Genomic DNA, 14,069 nt, shown 5'->3' with positions numbered 1-14,069 from the left:
CCACCACTTCTCGCGCCCTATCGATATATCAATCACAAGGACCAGTAGCATGCGCGTTTTCGTCACTGGCGGGACCGGCCATTCCGGTTCGTACATCGTCCCCGAGCTCATCGCCGCCGGGCACGAGGTCACCGGCCTGGCCCGATCGGACACAGCAGCGGCGGCGCTGTCCGCGCTCGGCGCGAAGGTGCGCCGCGGCGACCTCCAGGATCTCGACGGGCTCAAGGAGGCGGCCGCGGACTCCGACGGCGTCATCCACGTCGCGCACAGGCAGGACCTGCTTCCGTCCGGCGGGATCGACGCCGTGGCCGCCGCGGAGCTCCCGATCATGCTCGCGTACGGCGAGGCACTGGCGGGAACCGGAAAGCCGCTGGTCGCAGCGGGGAGCATCGGCTCGCCCGGGCAGCACCTGGGCTGGCCGGCCACCGAGGAGGACCCGGCCCTTCCCGGCGGCGATGAGTACAAGGGCACCCTGCGGGTTCGTAACGTCGTGGAAACCGCCGTAATCGGCCTCGCCGAGCGGGGAGTGCGGTCTTCGGTCGTGCGGATTGCCAACATCGCGCACAGCACGACCGACCGTACCGGCTTCCTCCCCACGCTGATCGCGCTCGCGAAGGAGAAGGGCGTCGTCGGCTACCCCGGCGACGGCGCGAACCTGTGGAACGCCGTGCACATCCGCGACGTCGCCTCCTTGTTCCGCTTGGCGCTGGAGAAGGGGCCCGCCGGCAAGTACTGGCACGCGGTCGGGGACGGGGCCATCCCGTTCCGCGAGATCGCCGAGGCCATCGGAGGCCGTCTGGGCCTGCCCGCCGTGAGCATTCCCGCGGACGTCCTGATGGTGCCAGGATATTTCGGGTTCCTCGCGAACATCGTCACGCAGAACTACCCGGCGTCCAACCACATCACCCGCCGGTCCCTGGGCTGGGAACCCGCTCAACCCAGCCTGCTCGCCGATTTGGACAACGGACATTACTTCTCCGCCGGCTGACGGCGGGTACGCGAATCGCAACGAGCCGGAAAATAACAAGGGTTCGGCTCTTCTGGAGGGACGCTGAGAATATGACGACGGTGGGATTCATCGGAAGCGGATACATCGGCAGTACCATCGCGCGGCTCGCCGTCGAGGCCGGGCACCAGGTCGTGCTCAGCAACTCGCGCGGTCCCGAAACGCTCGCGGACACGGCCGCGGAACTGGGGCCGCGGGCGTCCGCGGCGACGAGCGGGGAGGCCGCGGCGGCCGGTGACATCGTCGTGGTCTCGGTGCCGGTCAAGGCCTTCCCCAACGTGCCTGCCGCGCCACTGGCCGGGAAGACGGTCGTCGACACGTGCAACTACGGCCCCGAGCGTGACGGGCATATCCCCGAGCTCGACAGCAAGTCGCTCACCTCGAGCGAGCTGCTTCTGCGGTACATCCCGGACGCCATGCTCGTGAAAGCGTTCAACAACATCTTCTTCAAGCACCTGCTGTCACTCGCCCGCCCGGCGGGGGCGGCCGACCGCTCCTACCTGCCGATCGCCGGGGACTGCGCGCCGGCGAAGGCGGCGGTGACCGAATTCATCGAATCCATCGGGTACAGCGTGGTGGACGCGGGACCGCTGGCCGACAGCTGGCGGCAGGCGACGGACACGCCGGTGTGGGGGACTCCGTACGGGCCGGCCTCGAACGAGAAGGGCCGGCCGGTCAGAGAGGACGCCATCCGCGCGGCACTGGCCACCGCGACGCGGTAACCGCAAGTCGGCGCGGGCCCGACAACATCGAACCCGACACGGAGTCCTTTCCAACCTGGCAGCTGAGCACGTCAGTTGGGCTGGCAGACAGGTGAAGCCCCTGGTAGATGGGTTTTCGACCAAGAAATCCGTCTCCACCAGGGGCTTCGTGTGCTTGTCTACCTGTCGGGCGTCGACGTGTCCAGCTCTGCCCTTCGCTTCTTGTCCGCCAGGCTCCGCCAGCACCGCCGGGAGCTCGGCACTCGGTGGAGGCGTCTGAGCCCGGGGCGGCAAGCTCTGCTCACCCTCGCCTACCTTCGCAACGGCCATCCGTACGCCCAGGAAGCAACGCTGAAAACGCTCAATGTTGAGCAAATAGTCAATTCCCTTTACGGTCGCACTGCACGCCCGTAGAGTGGGGGCGTGGATCATAACCGGCGATCGGTGCACCTGCCCCGAACTGAGACCGCCCCTGTCATCCGGACCGAATTCAACGATGCTGCCGGCTGGGCGCTTTTGATGCAAGCCATGGAAACGCCCATCACCTACACCGAGGACTCACAGAAAGTTTCCGACTACGAGCAGGCTATTTCACACATCACCCTGATCGACCAGGCCGAGTATCAAGGAATACTGCCTGATGCGGTACTCGCCGCCGCCCCCGATACAGGCCATGACCTGCCGTACGACCACCTCTACCTGGTCGACGCAGAAACCTACGCCTCTGACGATCTGCGTCTGCTCGGCATTGACATCAGCGTGTACGGATTCGATCGCTTCGCACCGTTCCGCGTTCCGGCCCTACAAGTGGCCAACATTGAAGTAAACGATCAGCTGGGCAATCTGTCTTTCGTCGAGTTCAGTGATATCCCTTGGTCGGAAATCGGGATACATGCGGCGGGGCCAGGCACGGAGATATTTGAGAAGTTCCGTCAGATCAACAGAGCAAAGGGGGCGCCAACTGACCGTGCCGCGCCCTGGCAGTCGTAGTACCCAGGGCTGATTCAAAGTCCCGCCGCACGAACGTGCCCTGGTCGCACTCGTGTACCTGCGTCGTCACGAGACTCTCGCCCGGATCGCCAGAGTCTTCGGGATATCCGTCGGCACCACCCACGCCTACGTCGCCGCGGTCGCCACCCTGCTCGCCGAGCAGGCACCGGGTCTGCTGAAGACGCTGCGCGGGAGGGACCCGGACTTCGTCCTCCTGGACGGCACCCTCGCAGAGTGTGATCGCGTCCACGACGGCAAGGCGGACTACTCCTCGAAACACCGACGGCATGGGGTGAATGTGCAGGTCGTCACCGACCAGGCCGGGGAGATCCTCTGGCTGTCGCCGCCACTGCCGGGCCGGACCCACGACCTGACAGCCGGCCGCACCCACAAGATCATCCGGATCTGCGAACGCCAGGGCGTCCCGATGGTGAGCGCGACGACGAGCGGTCCGCGATGTTGCTGGAGCGGGTTCAGCCGTCGACCCTGGCGGATGTCGGGGACGGCGACGAGTTGGTGGGGTCGCCGGGCGGCTCGGCGAACTCCTCTCGCGCCAACTCGCCTCAGCCAGCCAGCCCAGGCCGACCGCTGCCGTCGCCCGGCAGACCCCCACTACGAAGACCTTGATCTACGGGCTGGAGTACTAGAGTCGGCGCATGCGAGGGAGGACGGGGCTCGCGCTGGGCGGGGCCGCTGCGGTGCTGGCTTGGGGTGAGTGGGTGAACTGGCGCTGGTCGCGGGCCCTGGTGGGGGTCGGCGGGGGCGGGGGCGGGGCCGAAGCCGTGGTCGTGCTGGGTTACCGGAACCGGCGGCCGACGGCGAACTTCGTCAACCGCTGGCGCGTTCGCGCCGGAATTCGCTCCGTCGACGCGGGCGGTGCGCGGGAAACGCGCGTCATCTTCAGCGGTGGTGCGGCCGTCGGCCCCACCGCGGAGGCCCAGTTGATGGCCGACTACGCGACCTCGGTGCTCGGGTTCGACGGCACGGTGCTCCTCGAAGACCGGAGCACGACGACCTGGGAGAACATCACGAACGTGATCCCGCTGCTGGAGGATGCCGACCGCATCAAGATCGTCTCCCAGCCGGCGCACGCGCTCAAGGCGCGGGCGTATCTGCGACGCCGGCGCCCCGATCTCGCCGAGCGGCTCGTGCGGGCGGATGACTACCGGCCCGGCGAGTGGCTGCTCGGCAAACCGCTGCTGGGCCTGTACGGGCTGTGGGCACTTCGCGGACTCACGGCCGAGGAGCGGAAGGCCGCGCCGTAGGAAGCCGCTGCTAGGTCGCCGCCGGGCCTACGACGCCCCGGTCCTGTGCGGCGCCCCCCCCGCGAGCCCCTCCGCGCAGGTGCGGCCGCGGCGAACCCCGCGGCGCGGCCCGGGGATACGGTCCGTCAGGCCGTGCCCGGTACGACGGCCAGCGCGTCGATCTCGACCCGGAAGTCCGGGTGCACCAGGCCGGCGACCTTCACCAGGGAGGAGGCGGGCGGGTGTTCCGCGTTCTGGTGCTCGTCCCGGACCTTGCGGAACGCGGCCAGGTCGGCCAGGTCGGTGAGGTAGACCGTCAGTTTGACCACGTGCTCCAGGCCGGAGCCCGCCGCCTCCAGCGCGGTGGCCAGGTTCGCGTAGACCTGCCGGACCTGCGCCTCGGCGTCCCCCTTGCCGACCGGATTGCCGTCGCCGTCCGCCGGGACCTGGCCCGATACGGCGACCATCGTGCCGGAGAAGGCGACCGCGTGGCTGTAGCCGTTGACGGGCGGTGCACCGTCGGGGCGGGTGAAGTGCTCCATGCCTCACGATCATGCCACGGCCGCTCGACGGCGTCCGGGAAACGGCCCCCTCGACTCCGGGGAGGCCAGGGGAGACCCAGAGCGCCCCGGGCAGACCCGAGTTGCGGCCTCCGGCGCCCCCGCACCTTGGGCCTTCCGCGCCGCCGCGCCTCCCGCGCCCCCGCCCTTCCCTACCCCCGGCCCCCACAACCCCCGCTCCCCAACGGCTCTGCCGCCACCCCCCAACAGGGCCGAAAACCCTTCACAGGAGGACCTGAAACGCTATCGACGCCACCCCCACACCCCCTTCCTGAAGCCCCGTCAGGCCCCGAACGCTTGACGCGGCGCCCCTTCGTCGCCAGGATTCCAGTCATTCTTGGCATGCCCCGCGCCGCGGATTCACTCAGGCTCGGCCTGTATGGAGAGCTGACAACGTTGTCAGAGAAGTGGAGTACACGATGACCCGACGGACGCGGCTGCGAAGAGCGGCCACCGCGATGGTGTTCGCGCTCGCCGCGGCCTGCGCGGCGGCCCTCCCGGCCCAGGCGGCGTCGGCCGGCACCGCGAGCACGAGCGCGGGCGGCGACCTGACCCACCTGGTGAACCCGTTCATCGGCAGCCAGGACGACGGCAACACCTACCCCGGCGCGGCCGTGCCCTTCGGCATGGTCCAGCTCTCCCCGGACACCGGCCACAACACCGGCTACGACTACAACCAGAACCACATCCTCGGCTTCAGCTCGGTGCACCTGTCCGGCGTCGGCTGCGGCCTCGGCGGCGACCTGCCGGTGCTGCCCACCACCGGCGACATCACCAGCACCGACGACGCGGTGTACGCGGCCCCCTTCAGCCACGACGACGAGAGCGCGTCGCCCGGCTCCTACCAGGTGAAGCTGGGCACCGGCATCACCGCCGAGCTGACCGCGACCACCCGCACCGGCTGGCAGCGCTACACCTTCCCGGCCACCGACAAGGCCAACGTCCTGCTCAACAGCGGCCAGGCGCTGCACAAGGTGACCTCCAGCACCGTGACCGTGCTGGACGACCACACCGTCCTGACCGCCATCACCGGCAGCGGCTTCTGCCAGGACACCAAGCCGTACACCCTCTACACCGAGACCCGCTTCGACCGGCCCTTCGCCTCCTACGGCACCTGGAACGGCGCCACCGTCACCGCGGGCAGCGCCAAGTCCACCTCCACCGGCCGCGGCGGCGCCTACGTGCGGTTCGACACCACCAAGGACCGCAGCGTCACCGCGGTGACCTCGCTGTCGTGGACCGGGGCGGCCGGCGCCGCGAAGAACCTCGCCGCCGAGGGCGGCGGCAGCTTCGACCACGCCCGCGACGCCGCCCAGCAGGCGTGGCAGGACCGGCTCGCGCAGATCCGGGTGAGCGGCGGCACCGACGAGCAGCAGCGCACCTTCTACTCGTCGCTGTACCGGTCCTTCCTCGCGCCGAACGTCGGCGACGACGTGGACGGCCGCTACACCGGCTGGGACGGCAAGGTGCACGCCGCGAACGGCATCACCTACTACCAGAACTGGTCGCTGTGGGACACCTACCGCACCCAGGAGCAGTTGCTGTCGCTGCTGGCGCCGCGCGAGTCCCGGGACATGGCGCTGTCGCTGCTGCGGGTGGCCGACGAGAGCGGCCAGCTGCCGCGCTGGGGCTACGGCACCGTCGAGACGAACATCATGACCGGCGACCCGGTCACCCCGTTCCTGGTGGACGCCTACCGGCAGGGCCTGCTGAAGGGCCATGAGGAGGAGGCGTACCGGGTGCTGAAGCAGCACGTCGACCACGCGGCGCCCGACTCCTCGCCGTCGGCCGACCGCCAGGCCGACGCGGAGTACCTGGCCAGCGGCTACGTGCCCTACGACCCGACCCGGCCGCAGACCAAGCCCGGTGACGACGACTACCAGCACGGCCCGTCCGCGACCTTGGAGTACGCGCTGGCCGACGCCGCCCTCGGCGGCATGGCACGCGACCTCGGGCACACCGCCGACGCGAAGAAGTACCTGACCCGCGGCCAGAACTACCGCAGCATCCTCAACCCGGCGACCGGCTTCTTCCAGGCGCGCGACACCGACGGCGCGTTCGTCGGCCCGACCGACCCCGCCTCCAGCGTCGGCTTCCACGAGGGCACGTCCTGGCAGTACATGTGGCTGGTGCCGCAGGACCTGCCCGGCCTGGTCGACCAGATCGGCGGCACCGACGCCGCCAACTCCCGGCTGGACTCGTTCTTCGCCTACGACCAGCTGCTCAAGGACCCGGCCGGCACCGCGCGGGACGTGTGGGTCAACGGCCCCTACTCGTACTACAACCAGGACAAGTACAACCCGCAGAACGAGCCCGACCTGAGCGCGCCGTACACGTACCTGTCCACCGGGCAGCCGTGGAAGACCACCGACGTGGTGCACGCCGCGCTGACGCTGTTCACGAACGCGCCCAACGGCGTCACCGGCAACGACGACCTCGGCACGATGTCCGCCTGGCAGGTGCTCTCCGCGATCGGCATCTACCCGATGGCGCCGGGCACCGACGAGTGGGGCGTGTCCACGCCGCTGTTCGACCGGGTGGACCTCAGCCTGGACCGGTCGGCGTACCCGACCGGGAAGCTGACCATCACCGCGCCCGGCAGCAGCGACAGCAACCGCTACATCCAGTCCGCCAGCCTCGGCGGCAAGAAGCTGGCGCACACCTACATCACCACCGCCGACATCAAGGCCGGCAAGAACATCGCCCTCACGCTCGGCACCTCGCCCTCGTCCTGGGGCACCGCCGCCTCCGACGCCCCGCCGGCGCTGGACCACGTGCAGGACAACCGGCGGCACACCGCGGCGGCGGCCACCCCGGCCGCGCCCGGCATCCTCGCCGGCGCCGACGCCACCGAGGTGGACCTGTCCGCGGTGCTGTCCGGGCCCGGCACGGTGTCCGGCTCGGTGAGCGTGACGGCCGCTAAGCCGCTCAAGGTCGACCCGGCGAGCGCCCGCTTCACGGTCGTGTCGAAGTCGCTGCCGGCCACCCACGTGGTGCCGCTGCACGTCTCCGCGCCCGCCGGCACGCCCGACGGCACCTACCCGGTGACGGTGAAGGTCAAGCAGGCCGGCGGCCCGACCGCGACCCGGACCATCCCGGTGTCGGTGACGAGCGCGACCTGCCAGGGCACCAGCGGCTACTGCGCGCAGGACCTGTCCGGGCAGTACGACGTGGACGGCGTCAGCGTCTCCGGCGGCCCCGGCGCGGACTTCGACGGCACCGGCACCAGCTACCCGGCCGAGGACATGCCCGCGCCCGGCACCGGGGTGCTGGCCGGCCGTGCCTACGACTTCCCCGACACCTCCGGCACCGCGAAGAACTTCGTCACCGCGCACGGCCAGACCATCGACCTGACCGCGCGCGCCTACTCCGGGCTGGACGTGCTGCTCTCCGCGCACGGCGGGGACGTCACCTCGACCGCGACCGTGCACTACTCCGACGGCACCAGCGCCCAGTTCGCGCTGAACGCCACCGACTGGGCGGCCTCCTCCCCGCGGTTGGGCGAGGACACCGCGGTGCACGCCGACAGCCGCTACAACAGCAGCGGCGCGCCGGACGGCGTCGCGGTCAACCTCTGGCACATCACCGTCCCGCTGGACAGCGGCCGGACCGCGCAGTCCGTCACCCTTCCCGACAACACGAACCTGGCGCTGTACGCGATCAGCGGCCGCAACGCCTGACCGGGGCGCGGTGCCCGGCCCGGCGTCACCACGCCGGGCCGGGCACCCGCCCTCCGCTCCGCATGACCCGACGGCCGTAGGACGCCTGGCCGGCCGTCACCCACCGCCGGTGCCCCGCCCGCCCGCGACCCCCGTGCAAGCGGGCGGGGCGCCGGTCACGCACCTGGAGCCGTAACCAGAAAGGCAGCACCCTCATGAGAAGTGGCCGATCCCGCCGCACGCTCGCCAGATCACTGCTGGCAGCCGCGGTGTCCATGGCCCTGACCGTGCCGGCCGCCGGCCTCGCGCACGCCGCCAGCGGCGGGCACGGCGCGGGCGACACCTCCGACCCGGCCTTCACCACGTCCTTCGAGTCCGGGCAGGCGCAGCCGACCTGGACGAGCACCGCGGAGACCGACGCCAAGGGCAAGGCGTGGGTGTCCGGTGTGACCGCCGGCACCGTGCCGGTGCTGGCCGGCAGCATCAAGGACAAGATCGCCAAGGTCACGGCGAACTCCGACAACCCGCCCAACGAGACGGCCGACAAGGCCGCCGACGAGGACTCCAACACCAAGTGGCTGACGTTCGCCCCCACCGGCTGGCTCCAGTACCAGCTGACGGGCGCGGTGACCGTCAAGAAGTACGCCCTCACCTCGGCGAACGACAGCGACGACCGCGACCCGAAGGACTTCCAGCTCCAGGGCTCCGACGACGGCTCCACCTGGACCACCGTCGACAGCGAGACCGGCCAGAAGTTCGCCAACCGCTACCAGTCCGAGATCTACACGGTCGCGAACCCCGGTAGCTACAGCTACTACCGGCTGAACGTCACGGCCAACAACGGTGCCACCGGCGCCACGCAGCTCGCCGACCTGATCCTCTCCGACGGCTCGGCCGCGCCGACCCCGGTCTCCGGCATGACCACCGAGGTGGGCAGCGGCCCGTCCTCCGGCCCGGACATCAAGGCGAACGTCGGCTTCACCGGTGCCAAGGCGCTGGAGTACGCCGGCACGCACACCGCCTCGGGCGCGGTGCACGCCTGGAACAAGCTGTACGACGTGCACATCCCGGTGCAGCGTGACACGCAGCTGTCGTACGACATCTTCCCGGAGCTGACCGGCGGGGACCTGAAGTACCCCAGCACGTACGCCTCGATCGACCTGCACTTCACCGACGGCACCTACCTGAGCCAGCTGAAGAAGAGCGCGCAGGACGTCAACGGCGTGGCGCTCACCCCGCGCGCGCAGGGCGACTCGAAGATCCTGTACGCCTCGCAGTGGAACGCGGTCGCCGCGACCGTCGGCAAGGTCGCCGCGGGCAAGACCATCGACCGCATCCTGCTCGGCTACGACGACCCGGCCGGCAGCAACGCCGAAGGCGCCGCCACCCAGTTCAAGGGCTGGATCGACGACCTGACGATCGGCGCGGCCCCCGCGGCGAACACCTCCAAGAGCTACGTCGACCACGTCGACACCCGGCGCGGCACCAACTCCTCCGGGTCGTTCTCCCGCGGCAACAACCTGCCGCTGACCGCGGTGCCCAACGGCTTCAACTTCTTCACGCCGGTCACCGACGCGGGCTCGGACAGCTGGGAGTACAGCTACGCCGCGCAGAACAACTCCGACAACCTGCCCACGCTCCAGGCGTTCGGCATCAGCCACGAGCCCAGCCCGTGGATGGGCGACCGGGACCTGTTCCAGGTGATGCCGTCCACCGCGACCGGCACCCCGGACCTGGACCGCACCAAGCGCGCGCTGCCCTTCAAGCACTCCGACGAGGTGGCGCAGCCCGACTACTACGGTGTGACGTTCACCAACGGCCTCAAGGCCGAGATCGCGCCCGCCGACCACTCGGCGATCATGCGCTTCACCTTCCCCGGTGACACCGGCGACCTGCTCTTCGACAACATCGACAACAGCGGCGGCCTGACCTTCGACGCCGCCAAGGGCACCCTCGACGGCTACGCCGACCACAAGAGCGGGCTGTCCACCGGCGCCAGCCGGATGTACATCCACGCCGAGTTCGATCAGACGCCCGGCACAGCCACCAAGACCACCGGCCAGGGCCGCGACAACGTCACCGGGTACGCGCAGTTCGACACCTCCGGCAACAAGGTGGTGACCATGCGCGTGGCCACCTCGTTCATCAGCGCCGCGCAGGCGAAGAAGAACCTGGACCTGGAGATCCCGCAGGGCACCTCCTTCGACACGGTCAAGAACCGCGCCGCGCAGGCGTGGAACGCCAAGCTCGGCAAGGTCGAGGTGCAGGGCGCCAGCGACGACCAGCTGACCACGCTCTACTCCGACCTGTATCGGATGAACCTGTACCCGAACTCCGCCTCGGAGAACACCGGGACGAACGCCAAGCCGGTGTGGCAGTACGCCAGCTCGTTCTCCGCGCAGGGCAGCAGCACCGCCACCCAGACCGGCGCCAAGGTCGTCGACGGGCAGGTGTACGTCAACAACGGCTTCTGGGACACCTACCGCACCGAGTGGCCGGCCTACTCGCTGCTGGAGTCCGACACCGCGGGCAAGCTCGCAGACGGCTTCGTGCAGCAGTACAAGGACGGCGGCTGGACCGCCCGCTGGTCCTCGCCCGGCTACGCCGACCTGATGACCGGCACCAGCTCCGACGTCGCCTTCGCCGACGCCTACGCCAAGGGCGTCACGAACTTCGACGTCAAGGCCGCCTACGAGGCCGCGGTGAAGAACGCCACCACCGTCTCGCCGAACTCCGGCACCGGCCGCAAGGGCATCGACACCTCCGTCTTCACCGGCTACACCAACACCTCGGTGGACGGCAGCGTCTCCTGGTCGCTGGACGGCTACGTCAACGACTATGGCATCGGCACCATGGCGGCCAAGCTCGCCAAGCAGCCCGGCACCTCCAAGGCCGACCGCGAGCGCTACCAGGAGGAGTCCGCGTACTTCCTGGCCCGCGCGCAGAACTACACCACGATCTTCAACAAGAACGTGGGCTTCTTCGAGGGCCGCAACGCCGACGGCTCCTGGCGCGTCGCGGACGACGCCTACGACCCCAAGACCTGGGGCTACGAGTACACCGAGTCCAACGGCTGGAACTACGCCTTCACCGTCCCGCAGGACCCGGCCGGCCTGACCTCGCTGTACGGCGGCCAGAAGAGCATGGAGAAGAAGCTCGACACGTTCTTCTCCACGCAGGAGACCGCCCAGGGCGACACCGGCTCCTACGGCGGCACCATCCACGAGATGATCGAGGCCCGTGACGTGCGCATGGGCGAGCTGGGCATGAGCAACCAGCCCTCCTACGCCATCCCGTACATGTACGACTACGCGGGCGCGCCGGCCAAGACCCAGGCAGCCGTCCGCGAGATCGAGCAGCGCCTGTTCACCGGCAGCTCGATCGGCCAGGGCTACCCCGGCGACGAGGACAACGGCGCCACCTCGACCTGGCAGATCTTCAGCGCGCTCGGCTTCTACCCGCTCCAGACCGGCAGCGGCAACTACGAGATCGGCTCGCCGCTGTTCACCAAGGCGACGATCCACCTCGACAACGGCAAGACCATCACGGTCAACGCCCCGAACAACAGCCGCAGCAACGTCTACGTGCAGTCGCTGAAGGTCAACGGCAAGCCGTACAACAAGGTGTACCTGACGCAGGACCAGCTCTCAGGCGGTGCCGTGCTCGACTTCACCATGGGCGCCAAGCCGTCGACGTGGGGCACCGGCAGCAACGCCGTGCAGACCTCGCTGACCGCGGCCGGCAGCACCCCGAAGCCGCTCGCGGACACCACCGGTACCGACCTCGGCACCGCCTCGGCGGCCGACGGCACCAACGTCAGCGGCCTGTTCGACAACACCTCCAAGACCGCGGTCACCTTCCCGTCCGCGACGCCGCAGATCACCTACGCCTACCAGGGCAGCGGCAAGTCGGCCGAGCAGAAGGCCACCTTCTACACCCTCACCTCCGGCAGCACCGCCGCGCAGGACCCGAAGAGCTGGCAGCTCCAGGGCTCCACCGACGGCGGCAAGCACTGGAAGACCGTGGACACCCGCAGCGGCCAGACCTTCGACGACCGCTCGCAGACCCGTCCGTTCGAGATCGCCCACCCCGGCGCCTACTCGTCCTACCGCCTGGTGGTGACCGCGAACAACGGCGGCAGCTCCACCACGCTCTCCGAGGTGGAACTGCTCGCCACCTCCACGGGCACCGGCCACTGACCCGGACCCGCTGACAGCCGGCGCCCCCGCCACGACCGTGGCGGGGGCGCCGCGCTGTGCGTTCGGCTGTCCGGGCGAGCCGCCCGTGCGCCTGAACCCGGGCCGGGCCGCCCCCGGGTTGACTGGCGTCGCAGCCGCCCGGGCCCGGGCGGGCACGACACAGGCCGGACGGGGAAGGGCGGGTGGGCGCGGGTGGCCGAGGACGCGGGCGCCGAACTGGACTACGCGGCCCTGTTCGCGGCGATGCCTTCGGCCTGCATCGTGCTGGACCGGCAGTTGACGATCGTCGCGTGCAACGACGCCTACCTCGCCGCCACCGGCCGCGACCCGGCCGACCTGCTGGGGGTGCGCTTCTTCGACGCCTACCCGCCCGACCCCGCCGACCCCGCCTCGCACGGCGCCGAGGTCCAGCGCAAGTCCCTGGAAGCCGCGCTCGCCACCGGCCGCACCAACATACTGCTGCTGCACCGCTTCACCATCCCCGATCCCGACCGCTCCGGCCCGTTCGCACCGCACTGGTGGAACGTGGTGAACCGGCCGGTCAGGGACGCCGCCGGGCAGGTCCACCTGCTCATCCACCAGGTCGACGACGTCACCGAGTACGTCCGGGCCGAGCGGGCGGCCGACACCGCACACGGCGAGGGCGCCGCGCCGCGGGAGGAGACCGCGCCGCGGGAGGACACCGCGCCGCGGGGGGAGGCCCCGCCGGACGACGCGGCCGTGCAGGCGCCGCGCGCCGAACTGTTCACCCGGGCCCGCGAACTCCAGCAGGCCAACGCCCGCCTCCAGGAGTCCGCGGTACGCACCCAGGACGTCGCGCTCACCCTCCAGCGGGCCATGCTCGCCACCCCCGACCTCGCCGCGCACCCCGAGGTCGCCGTGCGCTACCTGCCGGCGCTGACCGGCATGAACGCCTGCGGCGACTGGTACGACGTCGTCGACCTGCCCGAGGGGCGCCTCGCGCTGTCGGTCGGCGACGTGGTCGGCCACGGCGTGGACGCCGCCAGCGTCATGGGCATGCTGCGCGCCGCGCTCAGCGCCGCCATCCGCGTCGCCGACAGCCCCAGCGGTGCCCTGGAGACGCTGGGCCGCTACGCGCGCGCCCAGGACGGCGCGGTCGCCACCACCACCTTCACCTGCCAGCTCTTCCCCGGCAGCCGGCTGCTGATGTACAGCAGCGCCGGCCACCCGCCGCCGCTGCTGGTGCACTCCGACGGCAGCTGCGAACTGCTCGACCAGGCCACCGACCCGCCGCTGGGGGTGCGCATGGAGCACGTGCCGCGCCCGCAGGCCACCGCCGACTACCGCGACGGCGACCTGCTGGTGCTCTACACCGACGGCCTCATCGAGCGGCGCGGCGAGGACATCGACGCCGGGATCGGCCGCCTGATCGAGGGCGTGCGCACGCTGCGCGCCCTGCCGCCGGAGGAGGTCGCCGACGGCCTGCTGCGCGTGATGGCCGACCCGGCCGGCCAGCAGGACGACATCTCCCTGCTGATCACCCGGCTCTGACGCCCCGCCCGACCGCGCCGCTGACCAGCGCGCTCCGGGGGCTGGTCCAACGCCCGGTTCACCCCGTCGAGTTGTGGTGTCCGCTTTATTGACGCTGCATGGCCGCGATGATTCACTTCCGTCCTGAGAGCGCTCTCATGCAGCCCGGGGCCAGGGCGTGCCGTACCTGCCCGTCTTTTCCCACCACTTCAGGGAGAG

The 14,069-nt window shown here is 70.2% G+C and carries 8 protein-coding genes and 3 pseudogenes; 10 read left to right on the top strand and 1 reads right to left on the bottom strand.

The window, feature by feature from the left end; all coding sequences use genetic code 11:
- The first annotated feature begins 49 nt into the window (after positions 1 to 49).
- The 6 genes and pseudogenes from AC3ERT_RS14830 to AC3ERT_RS14805 all read left to right on the top strand — a co-directional run bounded on the left by AC3ERT_RS14830 (position 50) and on the right by AC3ERT_RS14805 (position 3,962).
- Positions 50 to 988: an SDR family oxidoreductase gene (locus tag AC3ERT_RS14830; RefSeq protein WP_435174486.1), complete on the top strand. Its 939-nt coding sequence runs from the start codon at positions 50 to 52 to the stop codon at positions 986 to 988.
- An 80-nt stretch (positions 989 to 1,068) separates the two neighbouring features.
- On the top strand, positions 1,069 to 1,728 hold the full coding sequence (locus tag AC3ERT_RS14825) for an NADPH-dependent F420 reductase (RefSeq protein WP_435174671.1): 660 nt from the start codon (positions 1,069 to 1,071) through the stop codon (positions 1,726 to 1,728).
- Between the two features lie 150 nt (positions 1,729 to 1,878).
- Positions 1,879 to 2,055: pseudogene (locus tag AC3ERT_RS14820) on the top strand (IS5/IS1182 family transposase); the annotation flags it as partial.
- A gap of 75 nt (positions 2,056 to 2,130) precedes the next feature.
- Positions 2,131 to 2,697 (top strand): DUF6924 domain-containing protein, encoded by a 567-nt coding sequence (locus AC3ERT_RS14815; protein WP_435174483.1) that lies wholly within the window; start codon positions 2,131 to 2,133, stop codon positions 2,695 to 2,697.
- Positions 2,698 to 2,713: 16 nt separating this feature from the next.
- Positions 2,714 to 3,133: pseudogene (locus AC3ERT_RS14810) on the top strand (transposase); the annotation flags it as partial.
- A 220-nt stretch (positions 3,134 to 3,353) separates the two neighbouring features.
- Complete coding sequence (locus tag AC3ERT_RS14805) at positions 3,354 to 3,962, top strand: YdcF family protein (RefSeq protein ID WP_435174480.1); 609 nt, start codon at positions 3,354 to 3,356, stop codon at positions 3,960 to 3,962.
- A gap of 125 nt (positions 3,963 to 4,087) precedes the next feature.
- Here the strand turns inward: AC3ERT_RS14805 and AC3ERT_RS14800 are convergent, their stop codons facing one another.
- The gene (locus AC3ERT_RS14800) at positions 4,088 to 4,483 is read right to left on the bottom strand and encodes a RidA family protein (protein WP_435135523.1); all 396 of its coding nucleotides are present in this window, start codon (positions 4,481 to 4,483) and stop codon (positions 4,088 to 4,090) included.
- A gap of 437 nt (positions 4,484 to 4,920) precedes the next feature.
- Between AC3ERT_RS14800 and AC3ERT_RS14795 the strand changes: the two are divergent.
- The 4 genes and pseudogenes from AC3ERT_RS14795 to AC3ERT_RS14780 all read left to right on the top strand — a co-directional run.
- Positions 4,921 to 7,269: pseudogene (locus tag AC3ERT_RS14795) on the top strand (GH92 family glycosyl hydrolase); the annotation flags it as partial.
- Positions 7,270 to 7,275: 6 nt separating this feature from the next.
- Positions 7,276 to 8,181, top strand: coding sequence for a hypothetical protein (locus AC3ERT_RS14790; RefSeq protein ID WP_488179835.1), 906 nt, complete (start codon positions 7,276 to 7,278; stop codon positions 8,179 to 8,181).
- A gap of 194 nt (positions 8,182 to 8,375) precedes the next feature.
- Positions 8,376 to 12,359: a GH92 family glycosyl hydrolase gene (locus AC3ERT_RS14785; protein WP_335980585.1), complete on the top strand. Its 3,984-nt coding sequence runs from the start codon at positions 8,376 to 8,378 to the stop codon at positions 12,357 to 12,359.
- A gap of 192 nt (positions 12,360 to 12,551) precedes the next feature.
- A complete protein-coding gene (locus AC3ERT_RS14780) occupies positions 12,552 to 13,871 on the top strand; it encodes a PP2C family protein-serine/threonine phosphatase (protein ID WP_435174477.1) in 1,320 nt (439 codons plus the stop codon).
- Positions 13,872 to 14,069: the final 198 nt, after the last annotated feature.

The sequence above is a fragment of the Actinacidiphila sp. bgisy145 genome (genome assembly GCF_057708125.1).
The sequence above is the reverse complement of the archived record's forward strand: the minus strand, read 5'-3'. Positions and strand labels throughout refer to the sequence as shown.

Coding starts and splice junctions, on each gene's coding strand:
- AC3ERT_RS14830 (WP_435174486.1), top strand. CDS start 50: ATGCGCGTTTTCGTCACTGGCGGGACCGGCCATTCCGGTTCGTACATC.
- AC3ERT_RS14800 (WP_435135523.1), bottom strand. CDS start 4,483: ATGGAGCACTTCACCCGCCCCGACGGTGCACCGCCCGTCAACGGCTAC.
- AC3ERT_RS14785 (WP_335980585.1), top strand. CDS start 8,376: ATGAGAAGTGGCCGATCCCGCCGCACGCTCGCCAGATCACTGCTGGCA.
- AC3ERT_RS14805 (WP_435174480.1), top strand. CDS start 3,354: ATGCGAGGGAGGACGGGGCTCGCGCTGGGCGGGGCCGCTGCGGTGCTG.